This window comes from Paraclostridium sp. AKS73 (genome assembly GCF_025671395.1).
Taxonomy (GTDB): domain Bacteria; phylum Bacillota; class Clostridia; order Peptostreptococcales; family Peptostreptococcaceae; genus Paraclostridium; species Paraclostridium benzoelyticum.
The window spans coordinates 151,208-173,950 of sequence record NZ_JAIXHU010000003.1 but is presented as its reverse complement, the minus strand read 5'-3'; the positions used below and the strand labels follow the sequence as shown (position 1 = coordinate 173,950).

The following is a 22,743-nucleotide window of genomic DNA, read 5'->3' as shown; positions in this document are numbered from 1 at the left end:
ATGAAAGTTTGTATACCAGTAGAAGTGAATGAAGGATTAAAAAGTAAACCATTTGGACATTTTGGATCAGCTCCTATGTTCTTAGTTTATAACTTAGAAAATGAGGAATTATCAGAAATAAGCAATGGAGACTTAGGACATGAACATGGTAAATGTCAACCTATAAAAGCATTATCAGGAAATGTTGTAGACGCTGTAATAGTAGGTGGAATAGGTCAAGGTGCTATTGTTAAATTAAATTCTATGGGAATAAAAGTTTTTAAAGCTCAAGCAGATACTCTTGAAGATAACTTAAACTTATTTAAAGAAAATAAATTAAGTGAGTTCCCAAGTAACCATACTTGTTCTCATGATGGATGTGGACACCACTAAAAAATTTATGAGAATTAATTTACACAAATGATTGTACAACTAGTATTTAAATTAAAATGTCAGTTTTGGTCAGTATAAATTTCACTGATCTTAACTGACATTTTTAATTTTTACTTACAATTAAACTGACACTATTTAAATAGAATACTATATATACTAGTATGGTGGGGATATTAAGAACTATATAAATTTAAAAAACGGGATTTTATTTTCCCGCATCAGTTATAATTTTTCTTAAGTCTTTTGAAGCACTAGAAGCTAATGAAAAAGAATTGATAGCATCAATTAAATTGTCAGGATCTTTAGTTTCCAAATATGATTGTATCTTCATCAACGATATTTTGTAAAAGTTTAGTATAGATTGCAGAGCTAGTATAGCATCAGTGTCTTCTTGAGAAAGTTTTGAAACTTTTATATTTAAGTCATTAATTAAAGTTTCTATAAATTTAATGTTTTTAGTTATTTCATCCACTTTATAATTTTCCATAATAACAGATTTAGTTAGCATATACATATTATTATCGATTATTTCTAAATCTTGAATATATTGATTGCTAACTGAATCTGGAGCGGCAATGGTAAGAGCGTGAGAAAAATTCATATTACTTGTAAAAATAATTAAAGTTATAAATATGATAATACTAAATTTTCTTAACAATATAAGTACACATCCTTTCTTAAATAGTATGTGTAGAAATTAATAAACTATATTGTAGAAAAATTTAACAAAATAAACTTATTTTTAAAATATATGTGCTTGAAAATTAGATTTGCAAAAATAAGAAGACTAGAAAAAATCTAGTCTTTATCGGTAAAAAATGCGTTTGTCACGATGATAGTATCCAGAAGGTTAGTTATATTATGTGAATTTTTAAAAATAGATATTCAAAAAAATTAGGAGATTTGTATGAAAGTTAATTTTACTAAATATAATATAGATTAATCAAACTAATACATTGGACATGACTAAATTTTAATAGTAAACTTAAAAGGTCTATATAATAGGCCTTTTTTAAGTTTTTGAAAAATAAAAAATAGGAGGATTAAGTATGAGGATACTCTTTAAATATGCTCTAGAGTATAAATGGCAGTTTTTTCTTAGAGTGATTACCATATCATTAGTAGCATTAGCAAGTATATGTTTTGATTTTATTATGGGATTTATAGTTGATATATTTGCGAGCGGACAAGTAGAAAAATTTATCCCAATAGTTACAGTAACTGTTGTTTTAATAATAATAATGTTTTTTACGGAATATTTAGATGGACTTGTTATGTCAAACTATATTAAAAATACTGTTAATTACTTAAGATGTGATGTATTTTCTAAGTTAATAAATAAAGATATAAAAGATTTTTCTTTGGACAATAGTGGTAAATACATATCGGTATTATATAATGATATAAAATTAATAGAAGATAATTTTCTAAATAATATATTCTTAGTTATATCATCACTGTTATCATTTTTAATTTCTTTATGTGCATTATTTTACATAAGTCCATATATAGTAATTTTCATATCTATATTTGGAGTTTTAGGATTCATAATTCCTAATGCACTTTCAAAGAAGCTAGTCATAGAAAAAAATGAGTACTCTAAAAATTTAGAAGAAATAACTTCCGTAACAAAGGATTTATTTTCTGGGTTTGAAGTTATAAAAGGATTTAACATAAGCAAAAAAATAAATAAGATTTTCGTTAAAAATTCTTTAAATGTAGAAAACTCAAAAAGAAAGTGTTCTATATTAGAAGCAGTTATAAAGGGTTTTTCATTGGCTTTTAGTGTAACTATATATTTAGGAGTTTTGATTTTAGGCGGGTACTTAATGTACAAAAAAAGTATATCTGTAGGAACAGCAATAATAATAATTCAACTTAGCACTCATATAGTTGGACCTGTTAAAACTAGTATATCACTTATAAATCAAATAAAATCAGTATCTCTTATTGGTAAAAAAGTTGAAGATATATTGAATGTAAATAATGAATCTGAAGAATCTGAAAAAATAAAGGATTTTAAGGATTGCATAGATATAAAAGATCTTAATTTTTCATATACAAAAGAACGAAATGCATTGAAAAATATAAATTTGAAATTTGAAAGAAATAAAAAATATGCAATAGTTGGTGAAAGTGGATGTGGTAAAAGTACATTAATTAAGTTAATTATGAGATATTATAATGAATATGAGGGTAAAATAACCATTGATAATAAAGATTTAAATAAAATATATAGTAGTGATTTATATAAGACTATATCAATGATACAGCAAAATGTATTTATGTTTGATGACTCTATAAAAGAAAATATAAGATTATTTTCAAATTATAGTGATGAAAGCGTAGTTGAAAGTTGTAAAAGGGCTGGGATAATGGGACTTATAAATAGATTAGAAGATGGTATTGACTCATTAGTTGGAGAAAATGGAAATAAATTATCAGGTGGAGAAAAACAAAGAGTTGCAATTGCAAGAGCTTTGATAAATGAAACTAAAATATTAATATTAGATGAATCTACATCGGCACTTGATAATGAAACTGCATATAGTTTAGAAAAATCACTTTTGAGTTTAGAAAACTTAACAATGATAGTTGTTACACATAAACTTATAAAAAATTTACTAACTGATTATGATGAAATTATAGTAATGAAAGATGGAATGGTTATAGAAAAAGGAAGTTTTGAAGAACTTATAGAGACTAAAGGATATTTTTATAGCTTATATTATATACAAAATGAAAAAATATAATAAAAAAATCATATATGGAATAATTTTCATTATATGTGTATAATTGTTTAGCAAACCAAGTTTAAGGTATAAATATTAATAATTGAATATGGAGGTGTAAAATATGTTTACAAGAGCAGAGTTAAAAAGTAGTGCAAAAGATCAACTAAAAGGAAGATGGCTTGTAGCAATATTGGTTTTTGTTTGTTATTCAGCTATACTTCAGCTAGCGAATGTAGAATTAACTAACTCTACAGAAGGATCTATGATTGGACTAAGTTTAAATATAATAGGAGTTTTAATTTATGGATCACTTCAAGTTGGAGTAAGTAGATTTTCGCTTAAATTAGCACATAAAGATTCAACTGCACAATTTAATGATTTATTTTCAGGGTTTGATGTATTTATAAAAGCATTAGTGATGAACTTTATAATATGGATATGTGTATTTATAGGAACTATATTATTTGTTATACCAGGAATTATAGTAGGAATAATGTTCTCTCAAGCTAATTATATATTAGCAGAAAATCCTGATAAATCAGCTATGGAATGTATAAAAGAAAGTGCTAGAATGATGAAAGGTCATAAATTTGATTATTTTGTTTTAGAGCTAAGTTTTATAGGTTGGTCTGTATTATGTGTATTATCACTTGGTATAGGATTTTTATGGCTTGTTCCATACTTTGAAATAACATTAACTAACTTCTATTTAAAAGTAAAAGAACTTTAAAAAAATTATGAAAATAGGCTATAGTTAAATATAGTCTATTTTTTTATGTTGCAATAATTTGCAATAAATGATATATTTTAAGTAAAAAACTAAAATAAAAGAGGAATTTGTATGTATTTGCCAAATAAAGTAACAAGTGTATTAGCTAAAATAGATAAATCTTATGAAGTTAAATATGTTGATGGAAAATAACGTCTATATATATAAATGAAAAAGATATAAAAATAGAAGCCTCAAGTAAAGGATACAGTGTTAATTTAAAGGGAGGACCTATATTTTTAAATGACTTAAAATTATTAGAACCATTACTTATAAGAATGGGTGCAATAGAGATGAAAAAGTCGAAATCAAAAAAGAAAAAGTGTTAAATGATAAGCTAATAGAATTGTTTTCAAAAAAGAAAAATACATTTTCAGTGGAGTATATAGATTCTAAGGTTTTATCTATAAAGATGGATGACCCTAATTTAACAATTAAGAAAACTGGAGTAGGATATACCTTAATTGTTAATAATGAAAGTATATCTATTGATAACTTATCTTCTTTAAAAAAGCTACTTTCAAAAATTAATGTTATACAAGATGATAAAGAAACAAAAAAGGAAATAAGTAAAAATAAAAACAATAAACTTTTAATAGAACAGCTTACGCTAGATTTAAATCAAATAAAAAGGAGAAATATTTATGGGATGCCCAAATTGCAGATGTAACAAAAATAAAATAAGTGAAGAAGAATATAATGAACTAAGAGAGTATTTAGAAGAAGAAATTAAAGACTACAAAATAGTGGATTATATAAATGAAGATAATAAGGCAGATAGGTTTGTAGAAGTGGAGTTCGAGGAGTATATACTTGAATTGGAAAATATTGACACCGAAGATTTAACTTTAGAAAAAATTATAGAAAATATAATAAATAATAAAATGGTTTAAATAAAGAAGGACATCGTTTGTACGATGTCCTTTTTAATGTCTAATTATAATTTAAATTAGAAAATTACAACTAGATATTAATATGAAAACAAGCAGTATTAAACCAATTGTTTTCGAAAATATAGATAAACTTATAGAAAATACATACTTCAATTTACGAGGTAAAATTGTAAATACCATGAAGATTGAAAGTCAAATTAAAAAAAATGAAGTTAACATAAGATTAACCTACCTATTAATGAGACATTATATTTTCTATTAAGTTGTAATAATAGTATTACCTACGTTTTAGAATATATAATTAAATATTATTACCTTTTTATGAATTAACTTCTAAAAAATTAATATGATAATACTGTTTAAACTATTAATATGTATAAAAAAATAAATAAAAAATGTATATTAATTGTATTTTATTGATATAACTTGCGAAGAGGAAGTTGGATATAAATATTGAATTTTAAGGATAAATATTTAAATTTTAATAAGGAGATAAATAAATATGAAATTATGGAAAAAACTAATAGTTTTAGTATGTTTATCATCTATGCTTATAGGCTGTGATTTATCATCACAACAAAAATTAATAAAGAAAGAAAATTCAAATAAAATAAATGAAAAGATACAAGAAAGCGAAGTTAAAAGCCTAGTCAGCAAAAATGAATACAAAACTAAACAAGAAAATAAAATCAAGGATGAGGAAGCTAGAATATTAAACGTTAGTTATAACAGAGATAATGTGACATATATAAGCCATATCAGTAAGAGTGAAATGAAAGAAGTGCTAGAAAATACTACAGGAGCTAAAAACATGACTCATTTATCTGATACATTTGTAGAAGCTGAGGAAAAGTATGGAGTAAATGCTTTTTTCATGGCAGGTATAGTTGCTCTTGAAAGTGGATTTGCAACTTCAAGAAGAGCTGTAGAAGACAATAACTTAACAGGATATGAAGTATACAGTGATAATTCTGAGGGAAAATTATTTCCAAGTCAACAGGAATCTATACTTCAAACAGCCAGGCACTTAAGCGAAAATTACTTAAAAGAAGGAGCTGCATACTACAAAGGTTTATCTGTTGATGCAATCCAAGTAAGTTACTGTCCAGATGAAGAGGTTGACAAGAATTGGGAAGGAAAAGTTAATGAACTATCTAACTCATTTTTGAATACTTATAATCAACTTTTTAAAAATAATATTCAAGTTTTAAAAAATAAAAAGAGGCAAAATATGAAATAGCCTCTTTTAAAAAAGTATTAATTTCCTAATAAATAATTTTTTACTAAACCGTAATACTCAGAACAATTGTACATGAAATATGAAGACGAAAAATTAACTATTATATTAGAATCTAATAAAAATTTATTTTCAAGTAAAAAGTATCTATCTCCATATAATATAGCTTTAATTGCTAAGTCTAAATGAGATTTAAAAATTTCATATTTTCTTTTAATCTCATATGGAGAATTTCCTTTCAAACAAATGTTGAGTAATAATGCGTACTTATTTTTTTCAATAAAAATCCAACTTCCTAAAACTTCATCTCTTAAATTTATATTAATTTTTATAGTTATAAAAATCAGCAATATCTAGATATAATATACCTGTATCATCGCTATGAGTAAGCGTATATTTCCTATTCTTTAATGTATAAGTTTTGTCATTGGAAAAATAAAATTAACTTCCAATTTATTCTTATCAAAATTCATAAAACACCACCTAAATATTAGTAAATAATAAAATATATTCCTAATTATATAAAAGTATAATAAAAAACATGATTTTATAGAAAAATAATATAAATATCAAAATAATTTTAAGAAGGGATACGCTATGAAAAGACTAACAAACATTTTATCATTAATGATTGTAGCTATACTTTTATCAACTAACTTATGCTTTGGACAAAACAGCGTAGGAAAACTTATGCCATCAGCAGAAGTTGTTTTTGTTAATTTAAATTTAAAATATCCTATGGTTGATATGCTTGTAAATGAAGATACGGATTTTAAAAAGAACGATATTATATTATCGGCAATTTCTATGAAGAAAAAATTAAAATATGATTTGAATGATTTAACAGATCTTTATAAATCAGAAGATGAGAAAGTTTTAGTAAGATTTCTAAGAGAAGGAAAAGAGAACGTTCAAGTTTTTACAGGTAAGGATTTTAGAGGGATTTATTTGAGTTTTACTCAACAGTTTTGCGGAACTATAACTGCAGTAAGTGAAGATGGAAGCTTTATAGGTTTGAGTCATAATGTAGATGGATCTGAAGTAGCACTTAGTACTCAAGTTTTTGAGACTTCATATGTCCACTCAATCAAAGCGACCTTATTTAATGATGGTGGGCTAAAACCACATTTAAAAGAAAATAAAGAAGGAAAATTAAATTATATTGGAGATATAAATAAATACAGTGAATATGGAGTTAAAGGAAAATTAAAAGAAAGTACATTTAATGATAAGGATGCTTTAGAGGTAACAAAACCTAAGAAAGGTAAAGCATATATTTATTGTAAGTCGCCTGTTACTAACGAAAAAAATTACATGAAATAGAAATAACAAAAATATATGAAGATGGAGCTAAAATAAAAGTAAAAGATAAAGAGCTTAAAGAATATAGAGGTGGAGTAATAGGAGGAATGAGTGGTTCACCTGTAATACAAGATGGAAAGTTAGTTGGAGGAATAAGATCTAGCTTCATATACAACCACAAAATTGGATTTATATCAAATGTAGATTATATGTTAAATCCTGAAGGAGAGAGTTGTAGAAATTAAATACTAATAAAGGATTGATTAAACTCAATCCTTTATTAGTATTTTTAATAATAATATAAATTGTTGAAAAATGGAAAAATAAAACGTATAATTAATTTATATTTTAAAAAAAATTAAAAAGGAGGTTGTTTTATGCTTAAATTTTTACAACGTATAGGTAAGTCACTTATGTTACCTATAGCAGCATTGCCTATTGCAGGTATAATGTTAAGGTTAGGTCAACCTGATATTGTTAACGCGCTTGGTGGCATACCGTTCTTGCAAACGATTTTACCATTCTTTGGAGCAGCAGGATCTGCTTTATTTGATAATTTACCGTTACTATTTGCGCTAGGAGTTGCTGTTGGTTTTTCAGATGACCAAAATGGAGCAGCGGCACTGGCTGGGGTTATATCATATTTTACGTTGACTAATGTATCAAAACAATATTGGATAATGAATTTAAGTAAAGATGTTGTAGCTACACTAAATATATCATTTTTAGGTGGGATACTAGCAGGTTTAATAGGTGGATTATGTTACAACAAATTTAGAAAAGTGAAACTTCCTGAGTTCCTAGCATTCTTTGGAGGAAGAAGACTTGTTCCTATAATGTCGGGGCTTATATCTGTTGTGATTGCAATACCTTTAGGTATGATATGGCCAACAGTTCAAGGCGCTTTAACAAATTTTTCAATGTCTATTGTTGGAATGGGTGCATTTGGAGCTGCAATTTTTGGATTATTTAATAGACTACTAATTCCTATGGGATTACATCATGTTTTAAATTCATTTTTCTGGTTCCAATTAGGAACTTATAATGGGAAAACTGGAGATATAGCTAGATTCTTTGCGGGAGATCCAACTGCAGGACATTTTATGGCAGGATTTTTCCCTATAATGATGTTTGGATTGCCAGCTGTAGCTCTTGCAATATACTTTGCAGCTAAAAAAGAAAAAAGAAAAGCTGTTGGAGGTATGTTATTATCTTTAGCACTTACATCTTTCTTAACAGGTGTTACTGAACCTATAGAATTTTTATTTATATTCTTGTCACCAATATTATTGATTGCACATGCGATTTTAACTTCACTATCATTCTTTGTAGTAGATAGTCTAGGAATATTACATGGATTTACATTCTCAGCTGGAGCAATTGACTATTTGATGAACTTTGGACTAGCTACTAAGCCTATTACGTTATTACTAGTTGGGTTAGGAATGTCTATAATATACTTTGTTGTATTTTATTTATTAATTACAAAATTAAATTTACCAACTCCTGGTAGAGAAGAAGATTGTGATGAATTTGATCAAGATGATGCTACAGATATAACTAGTGATTTAGATTTAGCTAAAAAATATATAGAGTATTTAGGTGGAGAAGAAAATATAACTAAGGTAGACAATTGTGCAACTAGACTAAGATTGGAATTATTAGATACTGATAAAATTAAGGATAAAGCATTAAAGTCTATTGGAGCAAAAGGTGTTGTAAAATTAAATAAGACGAGTGCACAAGTTATAGTTGGAACAACTGTTGAATTTGTTGCAGATGGAATGAAAAGTTTACTTAAATAATTAAAAGAGTGTCAATGGCACTCTTTTTTAATAATATTCATTAAAATCGCAATCTACACTAAATTCATTAGGACTCAATAAACCTCCAAATGATATAGATAGATTATTAATCTGAGAAGCTAATCTTTTGTTTAGTATCAATTTATATCCATCAACTTCAAATAATTCATCGTTATCCTGTAACTCATCCAGAGTTATATGCACTCTAGCATCGCATCAGAAACTTATAGTTCTAATAAATACTCGTATATATTTTTTATCAGTTTCTTGTTGTAATAGCTTATCAAGTTCTGCTTTAGCAGAATTATATATTGTTATATTCATGTCTGGCTCCTTAAGTCAAATTTACTTAATTATATAACAAGATAAATTAAATGTAAAATCAGAGATTAAGACAATGTTTGATTGTTTAAACAATTGTCGCAAACAAATCCTTCTTCAGGAAAATAATTGCTTTCACTATGAGGGAATGTATTAAGGCAGCGACAGCATGTGCTATGATGATATTTGGGTATACTATAAACTTCTATACCAGGAATTGAATTAAATGTATCTAAAGTTTTAGATGCAGTGAAATAATCTTCATAGATAGATCTTGCTTCCTCAGAAGCTTTTCTTCTTAAATAACTATCGTTCATATGAACACCTCCTATATAAATTTACATAGTTAGTATTCCTAAAAACTGTAATATGTATTAAGTAAAATTTGGTAGAGAATAGAAAAATATATAAATTTATTATATAATAAAACATAGAAAAAATTTTAGAGGGACTAAAAATATGGAAAGAGAAATCAAAATATCTATAAGAAACCTTGTTGAACTTATAATGAGGAATGGGAGTATAGATAATACAAAGAGTACATCTATAAAACCAATAGAAGGGACTTTAGCACACCAGATGATTCAAAACTCATATGATGAAAATTATGAGGCAGAGTACCACTTGAAATATGAATTTGAATATAAAGGAACAAGCATAAAAGTAGAAGGAAGAGCAGATGGAATACTAAAAGAAGATGGGAAAATTATAGTTGATGAAATAAAATCTACGTTAAAGGATGTAAATGACTATAACAAAAATATAAATCAACTACATTTAGCTCAGGCAAAGTGCTATGCATATATATACTGTATGTTAAATAATTTAGGATCTATTTATGTACAACTTACATATTACAATCTAGAAACTAAGCAAATGAATAAAATTAGAACGCATTATGAAGTTAAAGAGCTTGAAGAAGATTTTTTTTATCTTATAAATGAGTATAAATTATGGATAGATATAGAACAAAATCATATATCTAAAAGAGATGAAAGTATAGATAATTTAAAATTTCCATTTGAAGACTATAGAAAAGGTCAAAGGGAATTTGCGGTATACGTTTATAGAAGCATTGTAGATAATAAAAAATGTTTTGCTCAAGCTCCAACAGGAACAGGAAAAACTGTTTCAACTCTTTTTCCATCTATAAAAGCTATGGGAAAGGGGTATGCATCTAAAATTTTTTACTTGACTGCGAAAAACATAACTAAAGATGTATGTGAAAATAGTTTGAAATTAATGAATGAAAAAGATTTAGATATAAAATACACAATAATATCTTCAAAAGATACTGTATGTAAAAAAGATGAAGCTAATTGTAATCCAGAATATTGTGAATATGCAAATGGATATTTTGATAGGATAAACAATGCTTTAAAAGAAATTTTAAAACATGAAAACACATACTCATATGAGGTTATACAGAGTTTAAGTGAAAAATATAAATTATGTCCATTTGAACTATCTCTTGATTTAGCATTATTTAGTGACATTATAGTGTGTGATTACAATTATGTTTTTGATCCTAAGGTCTACTTAAAAAGATTTTTGATATTAAAAAGAATGATTATGTTTTTTTAATTGATGAAGCTCATAATTTAGTTGATAGAACTAGAGATATGTACTCTAAATCTTTAGATAAATTTCAGTTTGAAGAAATTAGCAAAATAATGAAAGGTAAAAATCGAAGTATTAACTATTCTATAAATAAGATAAAATCATATTTTAAAGAAGTAGATGAAGAATTAATTATATATAAGGATATGAAATTATCAAATCACATAGAAAGTAAGGCTTTAGATATAGAGTTTATAAATCTTTTAAAAACTTTAACTCAAAAAATAGATGAGTATTTAGAAGATAATTCAGAGGAAAATGAAAAACTTATAGAATTATATTTTGATGTTCATAGTTTTTTGGGAGTTGCAGAATTTTACGATGACAATTTCGTAACTATTTATGAAAAAAATGGAAAAGACGTACTTGTAAGAATTTATTGTATAGATCCATCTGGAGTTATTGAACAAAGAATGAAAAGTGCTAAATCTACAATAATATTTTCAGCTACATTACTTCCTATAAATTATTTTAAAAGTATGTATAGAGGTGAAGAAAAAGACTATTTTATAAGTTTAAATTCTCCATTTGATGTAAATAAAAGAGAGTTAATATTTGCAAATAATATAAATACCACTTATAATAGACGGTATGAAACTTGTAAAGATGTATCTAAATCTATAAAAAATTGTGTTAAAAGTAAGGATGGAAACTATATGGTGTTTTTTCCATCATATAGTTATATGGAACTGGTGTACGATTACATGGTTAAAAACTATACAGATTTAAATATTGAAATTCAAGAAAAAGATATGAGCGAAGATAAAAAAGAAAATTTCCTGAAAAGATTTCAAGAAAAAAATAAATCTACTCATATTGGGTTTTGCGTTTTAGGTAGTCATTTTTCTGAAGGTATAGATCTTACTAATGATAAACTTATAGGAGTTATAGTGGTAGGAGTTGGAATGCCTCAAATAGGAGTTGATCGTAACATCATAAAAAAACATTTTGACAAAAAAGGTTATGATGGATTTGATTATGCATATACTTATCCAGGTATGATAAAAGTACTTCAAGCTGCAGGAAGGTGTATAAGAACAGACCATGATAAAGGAGTAATAATGCTTATTGATAATAGGTATTCTAAAGAAAAATATAAAAAAATATTTCCAAGAGAGTGGTATCCAAATAAAGTAGCTAGAAAAAACGAAGATATAAGCATTATTTGTAAAAATTTTGGAAAAATATGAAGGAGAAATAAAAATTATATGTAATAATAAAAAATAGGACTTATATTAAACTATAAAAAACCAGATTAAAATTTGAGATTGGGGGCAATAACGAAAATATGAGTGACAAAAAAGTGAAAAAAAGTAGCCTTATGAAAAAAATAGCGATAGGATTTTTAGCAATATTTGGGCTAGGAGTTGCATCAGTTAGTATATTTGTTATGGCTATACTGTTTAATACTCCAGATATAGATCCAAAAAATATGGTGTTTGCAGAAAACTCTATTATATATGATTCAAATAATAAAATTACAGAGACAATTCAAGGCGCAGAGTCAAGGTATGTAGTAAAAGACATGAATAATATCCCTGATAATTTAAAAAATGCAGTGCTTGCTATAGAAGATCATACTTTTTATGAACATCATGGTATAAATATTAAAAGAACTATAGGTGCATTTGTACAAAATATAAAATCAGGATATAAAGCACAAGGTGCTAGTACAATAACACAGCAGCTAGCTAAGAACTTATATCTAACTAATGAAAAACATATAAAAGAAAAATAAAAGAACTTTACTACTCACTGCAGTTGGAGAAAGAGTTAGATAAAGATGAAATACTTTTAGCATACTTAAACACAATGTCTTTAGGACAAGGAAATAGAGGAGTTCAAGCTGCATCTCACAACTATTTTGATAAGATGTATCTGAATTAAGTTTAGCAGAAAGTGCTCTTTTAGCAGGTATAACTAAATATCCAAGTAAATATGCTGCATATAAAACATCACAGTTAACAAAAGATGATGATTTAAAAAATGCAGAAATAATAGTATATGCTCAAGATTATGTACCAACAGATGATGATCTTGAAATGTATAAAATTTTACTTGAAAATGATAGAATTAACAAGCTTACATATGATGCGTTAAGAAAAGGTAGAAAAGTAATATACAAAGCCGAGTTTAATGAAGAATCTAAAAAAAGACAAGAAGTTGTTTTAAGTAGAATGTTAGAACTTGGATATATATCAAGAAGTGAATATGACAAGGCTATAAAAGAAGATATAAAAATTAGTCTGGGAGAAGATGTTGAAAGTAAAAATTCTTCATACTTTAACTCTTTAGTGAAAAAAGATGTAGTAAAAGCTCTAGTTAAGGAAGGTTACACTGAAGATGAAGCTAAAGATATGCTATACAATGGAGGACTTAGAATTCATTCTACAATAGATTCCGATATGCAAAATGTTGTAGAAAAAGAATATGAAGATGGTTCTAATTTCCCAGGAACTTATAGAGATGGAAATGGAAACTTACAACCACAATCAGCTATGGTTGTTATGGATAATAATAATGGACAAATTAAGGCAATGATAGGTGGTCGTGGAATAGGAGGAGAGAGCCTATATAATAGAGCTATAAATCCAAGGCAACCAGGATCATCAATAAAACCATTAGCTGTATATATGCCACTTATGGAGAGAGCTGGACTTACTCCTTATTCGACTTTAAATGATTCTCCACTTAAAAAAGTAAATGGTAGAGACTGGCCTAGAAATGCGGGTGGATCATACCATGGTGGTGTAAGTATGGCTCAAGCTGTAAAACAATCATACAATGGTGCTGCTGTTCACGGAGCAGCAATGCTTGGTAACAGTGAAGCAGAATCTATGAAAATAGTTTTAGATTCATTAAAAGATTTAGGAATAACAACTGTAGATGATGTAAGAGATAGACATTACCCTACTGCTTTAGGTGGAATGGCTCAAGGAGTATCTCCTCTTGAAATGACAGCTGCATATGCAGCTATAGCAAATGGTGGAGTTTATGTAGAACCTACAACATTTACTAAAATAGAATTATCAGATGGAAGTTTATTACTTGACCATAAACCTAAGACGAAGAGAGTGTACTCTCAAAATACAGCTTACTATATGACTAAAATGCTAGAAGGTGTTGTTAATGATGGTACTGGTAGAAGGGCTAAATTATCAAACATGGCAGTTGCTGGTAAAACAGGAACAACAAATAGTAATAATGATGCATGGTTCTGTGGATATACACCATATTATACTGCATCAGTTTGGATTGGTAACGATAGAGCTAAATCACTTCCACAAGGAAGTAAAATAGCTACTGCTTTATGGAGAGATGTTATGGATCCTATACATGATGGGTTAGAAGGTAGAGAATTTGGAAAAGAAGGACCATTTTCTAAAGTTGATATAAGCTATAGCGCTCCAGTAAGAACAAGACCAAAAGAACAAGAAATAGAAGAACAACCGGAACAACCAGAGGAGCAACCGGAACAACCGCCGACACAGCCAGAGCAGCCAACACAACCGGAGCAACCAACACAACCGGAGCAACCAACACAACCGGAGCAACCAACACAACCGGAGCAACCAACACAACCGGAACAACCAACACAACCGGAGCAGCCGCAGCCGCAGCCACAACCGCAGCCACAACCGCAACCAAATCCTCCGGCAGCTTAATATAAAAACTTAATTAAAATTATTATAAAAAAGATATAGGTTTTAACCTATATCTTTTTATTTTAATTTTTAAGAATAACATAAATCATGTATAAAATATAAGATCCTATCAATATAACTCCCTCAAACTTACTTATGTCTTTTCGTCTAATAGCAAATATATAAGCTATTATAGTAACCACTATCATTATAAATATATCTAAAAATAGACTAGGATCAACTGATATAGGATTAATAACTGAAGATATACCAAGTATGAATAAAATATTAAATATATTTGAACCAATAACATTTCCTAAGGCAATATCACTTTCACCCTTACTAGCAGCTACAACTGAAGTTATAAACTCGGGTAGAGAAGTTCCTATAGAAACAATTGTTAAACCTATCATTTTTTGACTTACTCCAAAGCTTAAAGCTATATTAGAAGAGCAATCAACTACTAGTTTACCTCCAATTATTATGCCTAAAATACCTATGATAGACAAAAATATAGACTTTGATAAAGATATATTTGATTCTGTATAAGTTGAATTTTCATTTGATAATTCAATGTTAGTATTAGTAATTAAATTTCTATTTTTATTTCTAGAGTTAATGGAAACTTCTACTAAATAGTATATAAATATACCAAAGAACATTAAAAATACTAATCCATCACTAAGTGATAAAATAGAGCTTTTCGAGCTTTGAAAAACAAAATCATTACAAAGTATTAAAAGTAAAACTGATGAAAGTATTAAAAACGGGAATTCTTTTAAAAGTATAGATTTCTTAACAGATAAAGGCTTTATAAAAGCTGACATACCTACAACACATAAAAGATTAAAAATATTTGAACCGATAATATTTCCAAATGCTATTCCATTTTGCCCTTCCATAGATGCAGTAACGCTAACTGCAGCTTCAGGAGAACTAGTTCCAAATGCAACTATTGTAAGACCTATAAGTAAAGAAGGAATCCTGAGAGACCTTGCAATACTTGAAGAACCATCAACGAAGTAATCCGCTCCTTTTACTAAAAGTAAGAACCCAAACAACAAAAACACATAAATCATACAAACATCTCCCTTTTTGAAATAAAAATAAAAAAGACCTTCTAAATAAGTAGAAATATTTCTACTTATTTAGAAGGTCTTGCTAACAAGATTAAACTTGCTAATTAACCGAGTGATTATCACTGGTATGACGACTAATTAACACCTAAGTGTAAGCTACTCCCCTTCTAGGGAATTTAATTTTATAATTTAATTATATTCAAATTTTGGAAAATGTCAACTGATTTATAATAATTTATTTCTAGACATTATAAATGTAAGAATTAAACACATAATACATGTAATTAAAATAACAAGCCAGAATCCACTAGGATGATGTTCAAATGGCAATCCAGGGACATTCATTCCGAAGAAACCAGACACAATTGTAGGTATAGACATTATAAGTGTAATAGATGTTAAAAATTGCATAACTGTGTTTTGGTTATTACTAACAATAGCACTAAAGGCATCCATTATCCTACTTAAAATATCACCATAAATAGTAGCCATTTCTAGAGCTTGTTTATTTTCTATAATAACATCTTCAAGCAAATCTTCATCCTCTGAATACTTTTTAATAGATTCTGTTCTAAGCATTTTATTAAGGACAAGTTCATTTGCTTTTAATGAAGTAGAAAAATATATCAAAGACTTTTCAAGTTCTAGTAACTGAACCAATTCTTTGTTTTTCATAGATTTATATATTTCTTTCTCTATTGCTATAGTCATTTTATTTATTCTTCTTAGATAATGTAAATAATAGCTAGCGTTTTTATAAAGAATTTGAAGAATAAATCTAGTTTTTTTGAAAGTAAAAAATCTTTTACATGTCCAACTATAAAGTCATTTAAAATTTTTGTTTGTCCTATACATACTGTAACAATGGTATCATCTAAAAGTATAATACCAAGTGGAATAGTAGAGTAATGAGTAGAAGATGCATCACTTTCATCTACAGGTATATCTATAAGTATTAATATATGATTATCTTCAATATCTATTCTAGAACGTTCTTCCTCATCGAGTGCAGCTCTAACACTTTCTATATCAACATTAAGTTTTGCAGAAATTTCAAGTATTTCAGCTGTACTAGGTTCAACTAAATTAACCCAACAACCACTTTCAAATGATTTTAATTTTTCAAGTTTAGAGTCGATAGTTTTATAGTATCTTATCATTTGATCACTCCTTTATTCAGTTTTAAAGCAATCACTTAAGTATTATCTACATAATTGCTTAAACATATAATTGAATAAAGGTATTAAGCAAAAATTAAGATTCATTAAGTGATTTAATAAATAAACATATCCGCAATGGAATATTGTCCATTTTTTATACCACTCCTTTATGTATTATTTTTATTAAAAAAGACCACATCGGCATCACTGCTTAAGAGGTCAGATAAATTAATAATACCATATATTAATTTTAATACAATAAAACACTTATTAAATTATAGGTAAACTAAAAAATATATAAGCATAGAATGTTAGTATATTGAAATATGTTATTTATTGTATAATTTAATTAAACTAAATTTAGGAGGGGTAGATATGAGATATAGGGAGTTTGGAAAAACAGGGGAAAAAATATCTATTTTAGGATTTGGGTGCATGAGATTTCCTCAAATAGATGGAAAATTGATGAAGAAAAAACTGTTAAGATGGTTAGGTACGCAATCGATAATGGAGTAAACTATATAGATACAGCATATCCATATCACAATGGAGAAAGCGAAATTGTAGTAGGAAAAATTTTAAAGGATGGATATAGAGAAAGAATTAACCTAGCAACTAAATTACCATCTTGGGAAATTAACTCAAGAGAAGATATGGATAAATATTTTAATGAACAATTAAAAAAACTTCAAACAGAACAGATAGACTTTTATTTAATTCATGCACTAGATAAAAGCCTATGGGATAACTTAGTTGAAAATAATATATTTGATTTTTTAAATGAAATAAAGAAAAGTAAAAAGGTAAGATATGTAGGATTCTCTTTTCATGATAAGTATGAAGTATTTAAAGAGATAATAGATGCGTATGATTGGGATTTCACACAAATTCAATACAACTATTTAGATGAAGAATATCAAGCAGGAACAAAAGGACTTGAATATGCAAATAAAAAAGGTATGGGAGTTATTATAATGGAGCCTCTTAGAGGAGGAAAGCTTGCTAATAATTTACCTAATGATATTTTGGAAATAATTAACAAACCAAACACTAAAAAATCTCCTGCTCAATGGGCTTTTAAATTCTTATACAATAAGCCAGAAATAGGAATTGTTCTTAGTGGAATGTCAAATATGGAACAGGTTGTTGATAATATAAGAATATGTAACGAGGATGGAGAGGCTGATTCTATGAACTTAGAAAATGAAAGGGTAATAGAATCATTAAGAGATACATTGAAGTCTAAAATAAAAATAAATTGTACTGATTGTAAATATTGTATGCCATGTCCAAATGGCGTTAACATACCTGCCTGCTTTGAATGCTTAAATAATTCATCAATGTTTAATGATATAGAAGGTATAAAAAACAATATGTATAAATATTTAATAGAGCAATATGCTGATGCATCTAAATGTATAGAATGTGGTAAGTGTGAAAAAAGTTGTCCTCAACATATTGATATAATTAATAAACTAAAGAAAGTTAAGGAAACATTTAAGTAATTAACTATATTGAAAAAAAGTGTTTTTTTGATATTATATAAATTATCTTAAAACTTAAAAGGACAGTTCGAAAGCCTCCTGTCTTTAAACAAAACTATGGTTAAGTCTTAAAATATAATATTTATATTATCATTTAGATTATAAAACCGTAGATTTTTCTGCGGTTTTTTAGATTTTAGGACTTAAAGGAGAACTTTTATGACGACAAATATAAAAAAATTAGTTACAACAGCATTAGTTGCAGCTATATATGCAACTTTAACATTGGTATTAGGGGCCATAAGCTATGGGCCAATACAATTTAGAGTGGCAGAAATTATGGTATTACTTCCATTTATAAAGAAGGATTATATATGGGGATTAACGATAGGGTGCTTTTTGGCTAATATTATAGGGCCTTATGGAGTACCAGATATAATCTTTGGGACAACTGCAACATTTTTAAGTGTATATGCAGTTTATGTGACTAGCAAAATGATGTATGGTAAAAAATATGCTTTATTAGTAGCATCAACTTGGCCTACTATTATAAATGCTATAATAATAGGTATAATGCTTAATATATTCTTTGGATTACCACTTATTTTATCTATGGCACAAGTTGGATTTGGGCAATTTGTAGTTATAACAATAATAGGTGTACCGCTGTATAAATCATTAGAAGGTAAATACTTTAAAATATTAAAAGATGCATTTTAATATAATCAGAAAGGAAATATTATGTTTACGCAAGTTTTATTAGGCTCAACCATAGTTTTAGGAACAACTTTGTTTTTAAATAGAGAGATAAATAGTTTAGAAACTACTAGCTATGAAATAAAAAATAAAAAAATACCAAAAGAATTTAATAATTTTAAAATTGTTCAAGTAAGTGATTTACACAACAAAACTTTTGGTAAGAATAATGAAAAATTACTAAAAAAAATTCATGAAGAAGAACCTGATATAGTGGTTATAACAGGTGATTTAGTGGAAGGCGATAAAAATAACTTCCATGTGTCATTAAATTTTTTAGATGAACTAACTAAGAGTTATGAAGTTTATCATATAATAGGAAATCACGAACAAAAGTCTTTGATAAAAAAATATAAAAAAGAATATGAACTTTATTTTAAGGAACTTAGTAAAAAGCCAATTATAAACTTAGAAAATGACAAAGTGATAGTAAATAAAGATAATTCTAGCATAAATATTTTTGGACTTATAATTCCTTTAGAAAAATATCCTTACTTTTTCAAAAACTTTAAAAATAGAAAAGAAGGATTAGATAAAGACTTTATAAAAAACTCATTAGGTGAAATAAATAAAAATGAATACAATGTGATGCTAGCACATACTCCATTTTTCTTTGAAGATTACAGTGATTATGGAGCTGACCTAGTATTATCAGGGCATGTTCATGGAGGGATAATAAGGCTACCTGTATTAGGTGGAGTTCTTTCTCCTAATAGAGAATTTTTTCCTAAATATGATTTTGGAAACTATAAAAAAGATGATACAACAATGATACTAAGCAAAGGGTTAGGGGGATCTAAAGTTCTTATAAGATTTAATTGTAGACCTGAGATAGTTAGTATAACTTTAAGAAGTGAATGATAGTTAAAAACTATATAATGATAATGACTTATAGGAAAAAACTATAATAAATGAATTATAAGTTTGATATAATTGAATAAGAAATTTAGAATTTTATGAAGAATTAAAGAGCAGAGTGAATAGCTATTAAATTAAATAAAAAAATAAGCGTTATAATTGCAGGGTCATTAATTACATTTAGTATTGGAAGTTTAGTTGGATGTACTCAAAAATCTGATAAGCATGATAAAACATCAGCCAAATATGAAAATATAAATGCAAAAGAAACTGAGGATTTATTAGCTACTGGAGATGATATAGCTGTTGTTGATGTTAGAACAAAAGGCGAATTTAATACAGGACATATAGATAAGGCTATGAATATAGATTTTGATAATTTTTAAAATAATTTAACTATATTAGATGATTATAAATAAAAACCAGTTCTGCTTTATTGTAAGACAGGAAATAGAAGTGAAAAGGCAGCAAAAATTTTAGACAAGAATGGTTTTACAAAAGTATATAATCCTACAGACGGTATTAAAAAGTATGATTACAAATTAGTTAAGTAAGTCAATAAAAATAACCTCCCAGCTTTATAATATTTAGTTGGGGGGTTATATTATTATTATAAATAAAACAACAGAGGAGGAACAAAATGAAAAAAATTATTGCCTTGGGAATAACGATATCCCTATTGTTTTTAGTTGGATGCAGTAATGGAAAGGCTAATAGTCAATCGGATGAGCAACTTTTAAGCAAAAACTATGAAGAAATTGAAAAAAGTGCAAAAGGAAGTACTGTTAACTTTTATGGATGGGGAGGAAATGAAGTACTGAATAAATGGTTTGATAATTATGTAATCCCAAACATGAAAGAAAAATACGATATAAATGTAAAAAGAGTAGGTATGGATATAGATACCATAATGAATCAATTAATATCTGAGAAACAAGTTAAAAATGATAAAGGAAATATAGATGTTTTTGGGTAAATGGAGAAAACTTTAAAACGGCAAAAGATAATGAACTGTTATTTGGACCATTTACTAATAAAATAGAAAACTATGAAAAATATGTTGATACGAATTCAAAAGATATAACAACTGATTTTGGGACAACTGTAGACAATATGGAGTCTCCATGGGGAAAAGCTTCATTTACAGTACTAAAAAACTCAGATAAAGTAAGTGATAATATAGTAGACACTAATACACTGAAAGAGGCTATAGTGAAAAAGCCAGGTAAATTTACATATCCAGCGCCACCAGATTTTACAGGAAGTGCATTTGTAAGAAATGTAATATATGATATAGTAGGCTATGAAAATTTAAAGGATTTACCTGAAGATGAAGCTACAGTTAAAAAAGCAATTCAACCAGCTATGGATTATTTAAAAGAGATAAAGCATTACTTATGGAATGAAGGAAAAACTTATCCATCGACTACAGCGCAATTAGATAATATGTATTCTGATGGAGAAGTTAATTTTAGCATGACTTATGCTCCAAATGAGATTGAAGGTAAGATAAATTCTGGGGAATTTGATAAAAGTACAGAATTTATAAATTTTGATAAAGGAAATATATCAAATACTCATTTTTTAGCAATACCTAGAAACTCATCAAATAAAGCTGGTGCAATGGTATTAATAAATTATTTAACAAGTATAGATGCGCAAGCTTCTAAAAGTGAACCTAAAAACTGGGGAGATATGACTATATTGGATTTAAATAAGATACCTAAAGAAGATAAATCAAAATTTAAAAACTCAGTACAAGTAAAGAATCCAGTTCCAGAAGTTAAGGCAAGTTTAGTACCTATAATAGAAAAAATATGGTTAGAAGAGGTAACTAACGTTAATGAGTAAAATAAAACCGTATTTACTTATTGCTCCAGCCGCATTACTATTATTATTTATAATGGGAGTAGGTATTTGCACATGTATATTACAAAGCTTAGGTTATTTCCCTTTGATTGGATTAGATAATATAACTTTTGATTATTACAAAGAGATATTATCTAATCAACAATTTATAAATTCATTAATGCTAAGTTTAAAAACATCGATAATTTCATCGATAATAGCAACTATAATAGGAATTTTGTTAGCGTATTTAATGACAAAAAGTAGAGTTTCTAAGCTAAGATATTTTTTATTAAATTTGCCTATTATAGTCCCGCATATAATAGTTGTAATGCTTGCATTTGCTGTTTTCTCTAAAACAGGTATAATAGCTAGAATGTTATATAATCTAAATTTAATAAACGATTCTAGAGAATTTGTAAGTTTAGTAAATGATAAAGCTGGTATAGGAATAATTATTGTATATATATACAAGGGCATGCCCTTTATAGCGATTACAGTGTATAATATATTGAAGAGTTTAGATGTTAAGTTAGAAGATGTAGCGCTAAATTTAGGGGCTAATAAATTTCAAGTACTTAAATTGGTAATAATGCCACAGATAATGCCTACAATACTTTCATCATTCATTGTAATATTTGCGTTTTCGTTTGGATCATTTGAAGTACCATATTTAATTGGGGCTACAAATCCTAAAGCACTTCCTGTTAATGCATATATAAACTATATAAATACAGATTTAGCTCAAAGACCTTTATCAATGGCTATGAATAGTATATTAACTGGTATAAGTTTTATATTATTAATATTATACAATTTAATTTTTACTAAATTAAAGAAAAATAAATTATAGGTGATCG

The 22,743-nt window shown here is 27.2% G+C and carries 23 protein-coding genes and 4 pseudogenes; 21 read left to right on the top strand and 6 right to left on the bottom strand.

The window, feature by feature from the left end; translation table 11 throughout:
• On the top strand, window positions 1-372 hold the full coding sequence (locus LEQ07_RS03590; RefSeq protein WP_021429165.1) for a NifB/NifX family molybdenum-iron cluster-binding protein: 372 nt from the start codon (window positions 1-3) through the stop codon (window positions 370-372).
• A 205-nt stretch (window positions 373-577) separates the two neighbouring features.
• Here LEQ07_RS03590 and LEQ07_RS03585 read toward each other — a convergent pair whose 3' ends face one another.
• A complete protein-coding gene (locus tag LEQ07_RS03585) occupies window positions 578-973 on the bottom strand; it encodes a hypothetical protein (RefSeq protein WP_263329558.1) in 396 nt (131 codons plus the stop codon).
• A gap of 448 nt (window positions 974-1,421) precedes the next feature.
• Between LEQ07_RS03585 and LEQ07_RS03580 the strand changes: the two genes are divergently transcribed.
• From LEQ07_RS03580 to LEQ07_RS03560, 5 genes are all read left to right on the top strand, one after another.
• A complete protein-coding gene (locus LEQ07_RS03580) occupies window positions 1,422-3,125 on the top strand; it encodes an ABC transporter ATP-binding protein (RefSeq protein WP_263329557.1) in 1,704 nt (567 codons plus the stop codon).
• A gap of 103 nt (window positions 3,126-3,228) precedes the next feature.
• Complete coding sequence (locus tag LEQ07_RS03575) at window positions 3,229-3,837, top strand: DUF975 family protein (protein WP_263329556.1); 609 nt, start codon at window positions 3,229-3,231, stop codon at window positions 3,835-3,837.
• Between the two features lie 361 nt (window positions 3,838-4,198).
• Complete coding sequence (locus LEQ07_RS03570; protein ID WP_263329554.1) at window positions 4,199-4,546, top strand: hypothetical protein; 348 nt, start codon at window positions 4,199-4,201, stop codon at window positions 4,544-4,546.
• Window positions 4,521-4,769 carry a hypothetical protein gene (locus tag LEQ07_RS03565; protein ID WP_263329552.1) on the top strand — a complete coding sequence of 83 codons (249 nt, stop codon included), beginning with the start codon at window positions 4,521-4,523 and terminating at the stop codon, window positions 4,767-4,769. Before LEQ07_RS03570 ends, LEQ07_RS03565 begins: the two co-directional genes overlap by 26 nt.
• Window positions 4,770-5,271: 502 nt before the next feature.
• The gene (locus LEQ07_RS03560; RefSeq protein ID WP_263329550.1) at window positions 5,272-6,009 is read left to right on the top strand and encodes a glucosaminidase domain-containing protein; all 738 of its coding nucleotides are present in this window, start codon (window positions 5,272-5,274) and stop codon (window positions 6,007-6,009) included.
• A gap of 17 nt (window positions 6,010-6,026) precedes the next feature.
• Here the strand turns inward: LEQ07_RS03560 and LEQ07_RS03555 are convergent.
• Window positions 6,027-6,375: pseudogene (locus LEQ07_RS03555) on the bottom strand (staygreen family protein); the annotation flags it as partial.
• A gap of 228 nt (window positions 6,376-6,603) precedes the next feature.
• Between LEQ07_RS03555 and LEQ07_RS03550 the strand changes: the two are divergent.
• The 3 genes from LEQ07_RS03550 (at window position 6,604) to nagE (ending at window position 9,113) form a co-directional block, all read left to right on the top strand.
• Window positions 6,604-7,329 (top strand): SpoIVB peptidase S55 domain-containing protein, encoded by a 726-nt coding sequence (locus LEQ07_RS03550; protein ID WP_263329548.1) that lies wholly within the window; start codon window positions 6,604-6,606, stop codon window positions 7,327-7,329.
• On the top strand, window positions 7,326-7,553 hold the full coding sequence (locus LEQ07_RS03545) for a SpoIVB peptidase S55 domain-containing protein (protein ID WP_317852008.1): 228 nt from the start codon (window positions 7,326-7,328) through the stop codon (window positions 7,551-7,553). Before LEQ07_RS03550 ends, LEQ07_RS03545 begins: the two co-directional genes overlap by 4 nt.
• 132 nt (window positions 7,554-7,685) lie before the next feature.
• A complete protein-coding gene (gene nagE / locus LEQ07_RS03540) occupies window positions 7,686-9,113 on the top strand; it encodes an N-acetylglucosamine-specific PTS transporter subunit IIBC (protein WP_046824429.1) in 1,428 nt (475 codons plus the stop codon).
• A gap of 27 nt (window positions 9,114-9,140) precedes the next feature.
• On the opposite strand, the gene LEQ07_RS03535 is transcribed toward nagE, so the two are convergent.
• A complete protein-coding gene (locus tag LEQ07_RS03535) occupies window positions 9,141-9,317 on the bottom strand; it encodes a hypothetical protein (RefSeq protein ID WP_226896735.1) in 177 nt (58 codons plus the stop codon).
• Between the two features lie 185 nt (window positions 9,318-9,502).
• Entirely contained in the window at window positions 9,503-9,751 is a 249-nt protein-coding gene (locus LEQ07_RS03530) for a hypothetical protein (protein ID WP_046824430.1), read from the bottom strand.
• Between the two features lie 142 nt (window positions 9,752-9,893).
• Between LEQ07_RS03530 and LEQ07_RS03525 the strand changes: the two genes are divergently transcribed.
• The 4 genes and pseudogenes from LEQ07_RS03525 to LEQ07_RS03505 all read left to right on the top strand — a co-directional run bounded on the left by LEQ07_RS03525 (window position 9,894) and on the right by LEQ07_RS03505 (window position 14,719).
• The gene (locus LEQ07_RS03525) at window positions 9,894-11,018 is read left to right on the top strand and encodes a DEAD/DEAH box helicase (RefSeq protein WP_263329546.1); all 1,125 of its coding nucleotides are present in this window, start codon (window positions 9,894-9,896) and stop codon (window positions 11,016-11,018) included.
• A gap of 38 nt (window positions 11,019-11,056) precedes the next feature.
• Entirely contained in the window at window positions 11,057-12,244 is a 1,188-nt protein-coding gene (locus LEQ07_RS03520) for an ATP-dependent DNA helicase (protein WP_263329544.1), read from the top strand.
• Window positions 12,245-12,342: 98 nt separating this feature from the next.
• A pseudogene (locus tag LEQ07_RS03515) lies at window positions 12,343-12,941 on the top strand (transglycosylase domain-containing protein).
• Window positions 12,942-13,096: 155 nt separating this feature from the next.
• A complete protein-coding gene (locus LEQ07_RS03505) occupies window positions 13,097-14,719 on the top strand; it encodes a transglycosylase domain-containing protein (protein WP_263329539.1) in 1,623 nt (540 codons plus the stop codon).
• Window positions 14,720-14,781: 62 nt separating this feature from the next.
• Here LEQ07_RS03505 and LEQ07_RS03500 read toward each other — a convergent pair whose 3' ends face one another.
• Together LEQ07_RS03500 and LEQ07_RS22385 are read right to left on the bottom strand one after the other, a co-directional pair.
• Window positions 14,782-15,777 carry a calcium/sodium antiporter gene (locus LEQ07_RS03500; RefSeq protein ID WP_263329538.1) on the bottom strand — a complete coding sequence of 332 codons (996 nt, stop codon included), beginning with the start codon at window positions 15,775-15,777 and terminating at the stop codon, window positions 14,782-14,784.
• A 225-nt stretch (window positions 15,778-16,002) separates the two neighbouring features.
• A pseudogene (locus tag LEQ07_RS22385) lies at window positions 16,003-16,937 on the bottom strand (magnesium transporter CorA family protein).
• 375 nt (window positions 16,938-17,312) lie between these two features.
• On the opposite strand from LEQ07_RS22385, the gene LEQ07_RS20660 reads away from it, so the two are divergent.
• The 8 genes and pseudogenes from LEQ07_RS20660 (at window position 17,313) to LEQ07_RS03465 (ending at window position 22,736) form a co-directional block, all read left to right on the top strand.
• Entirely contained in the window at window positions 17,313-17,453 is a 141-nt protein-coding gene (locus LEQ07_RS20660) for a hypothetical protein (RefSeq protein WP_332842880.1), read from the top strand.
• Window positions 17,423-18,442, top strand: coding sequence for an aldo/keto reductase (locus LEQ07_RS03490; protein WP_332842879.1), 1,020 nt, complete (start codon window positions 17,423-17,425; stop codon window positions 18,440-18,442). Before LEQ07_RS20660 ends, LEQ07_RS03490 begins: the two co-directional genes overlap by 31 nt.
• Window positions 18,443-18,640: 198 nt before the next feature.
• Window positions 18,641-19,141, top strand: a complete 501-nt coding sequence (locus LEQ07_RS03485; protein WP_046824435.1) for a QueT transporter family protein — start codon at window positions 18,641-18,643, stop codon at window positions 19,139-19,141.
• A gap of 21 nt (window positions 19,142-19,162) precedes the next feature.
• The gene (locus LEQ07_RS03480) at window positions 19,163-20,038 is read left to right on the top strand and encodes a metallophosphoesterase (protein ID WP_046824436.1); all 876 of its coding nucleotides are present in this window, start codon (window positions 19,163-19,165) and stop codon (window positions 20,036-20,038) included.
• A gap of 119 nt (window positions 20,039-20,157) precedes the next feature.
• A pseudogene (locus tag LEQ07_RS22850) lies at window positions 20,158-20,589 on the top strand (rhodanese-like domain-containing protein).
• 86 nt (window positions 20,590-20,675) lie between these two features.
• The gene (locus tag LEQ07_RS03475) at window positions 20,676-21,011 is read left to right on the top strand and encodes a hypothetical protein (RefSeq protein WP_263329536.1); all 336 of its coding nucleotides are present in this window, start codon (window positions 20,676-20,678) and stop codon (window positions 21,009-21,011) included.
• A 35-nt stretch (window positions 21,012-21,046) separates the two neighbouring features.
• A complete protein-coding gene (locus LEQ07_RS03470) occupies window positions 21,047-21,886 on the top strand; it encodes an ABC transporter substrate-binding protein (RefSeq protein WP_263329591.1) in 840 nt (279 codons plus the stop codon).
• A complete protein-coding gene (locus LEQ07_RS03465; protein ID WP_053832331.1) occupies window positions 21,879-22,736 on the top strand; it encodes an ABC transporter permease in 858 nt (285 codons plus the stop codon). Before LEQ07_RS03470 ends, LEQ07_RS03465 begins: the two co-directional genes overlap by 8 nt.
• Window positions 22,737-22,743 lie beyond the last annotated feature (7 nt).

Excerpts from the sequence above, each read along its gene's own strand:
- LEQ07_RS03465 (WP_053832331.1), top strand. The coding sequence starts at position 21,879 with ATGAGTAAAATAAAACCGTATTTACTTATTGCTCCAGCCGCATTACTA.
- LEQ07_RS03525 (WP_263329546.1), top strand. The coding sequence starts at position 9,894 with ATGGAAAGAGAAATCAAAATATCTATAAGAAACCTTGTTGAACTTATA.
- LEQ07_RS20660 (WP_332842880.1), top strand. The coding sequence starts at position 17,313 with ATGAGATATAGGGAGTTTGGAAAAACAGGGGAAAAAATATCTATTTTA.
- LEQ07_RS03580 (WP_263329557.1), top strand. The coding sequence starts at position 1,422 with ATGAGGATACTCTTTAAATATGCTCTAGAGTATAAATGGCAGTTTTTT.
- LEQ07_RS03550 (WP_263329548.1), top strand. The coding sequence starts at position 6,604 with ATGAAAAGACTAACAAACATTTTATCATTAATGATTGTAGCTATACTT.
- LEQ07_RS03490 (WP_332842879.1), top strand. The coding sequence starts at position 17,423 with ATGGTTAGGTACGCAATCGATAATGGAGTAAACTATATAGATACAGCA.
- LEQ07_RS03565 (WP_263329552.1), top strand. The coding sequence starts at position 4,521 with ATGGGATGCCCAAATTGCAGATGTAACAAAAATAAAATAAGTGAAGAA.
- LEQ07_RS03520 (WP_263329544.1), top strand. The coding sequence starts at position 11,057 with ATGTACTCTAAATCTTTAGATAAATTTCAGTTTGAAGAAATTAGCAAA.
- nagE (WP_046824429.1), top strand. The coding sequence starts at position 7,686 with ATGCTTAAATTTTTACAACGTATAGGTAAGTCACTTATGTTACCTATA.
- LEQ07_RS03530 (WP_046824430.1), bottom strand. The coding sequence starts at position 9,751 with ATGAACGATAGTTATTTAAGAAGAAAAGCTTCTGAGGAAGCAAGATCT.
- LEQ07_RS03475 (WP_263329536.1), top strand. The coding sequence starts at position 20,676 with ATGAAAAAAATTATTGCCTTGGGAATAACGATATCCCTATTGTTTTTA.
- LEQ07_RS03560 (WP_263329550.1), top strand. The coding sequence starts at position 5,272 with ATGAAATTATGGAAAAAACTAATAGTTTTAGTATGTTTATCATCTATG.
- LEQ07_RS03500 (WP_263329538.1), bottom strand. The coding sequence starts at position 15,777 with ATGATTTATGTGTTTTTGTTGTTTGGGTTCTTACTTTTAGTAAAAGGA.
- LEQ07_RS03505 (WP_263329539.1), top strand. The coding sequence starts at position 13,097 with ATGTATAAAATTTTACTTGAAAATGATAGAATTAACAAGCTTACATAT.
- LEQ07_RS03590 (WP_021429165.1), top strand. The coding sequence starts at position 1 with ATGAAAGTTTGTATACCAGTAGAAGTGAATGAAGGATTAAAAAGTAAA.
- LEQ07_RS03575 (WP_263329556.1), top strand. The coding sequence starts at position 3,229 with ATGTTTACAAGAGCAGAGTTAAAAAGTAGTGCAAAAGATCAACTAAAA.
- LEQ07_RS03585 (WP_263329558.1), bottom strand. The coding sequence starts at position 973 with ATGAATTTTTCTCACGCTCTTACCATTGCCGCTCCAGATTCAGTTAGC.
- LEQ07_RS03480 (WP_046824436.1), top strand. The coding sequence starts at position 19,163 with ATGTTTACGCAAGTTTTATTAGGCTCAACCATAGTTTTAGGAACAACT.
- LEQ07_RS03485 (WP_046824435.1), top strand. The coding sequence starts at position 18,641 with ATGACGACAAATATAAAAAAATTAGTTACAACAGCATTAGTTGCAGCT.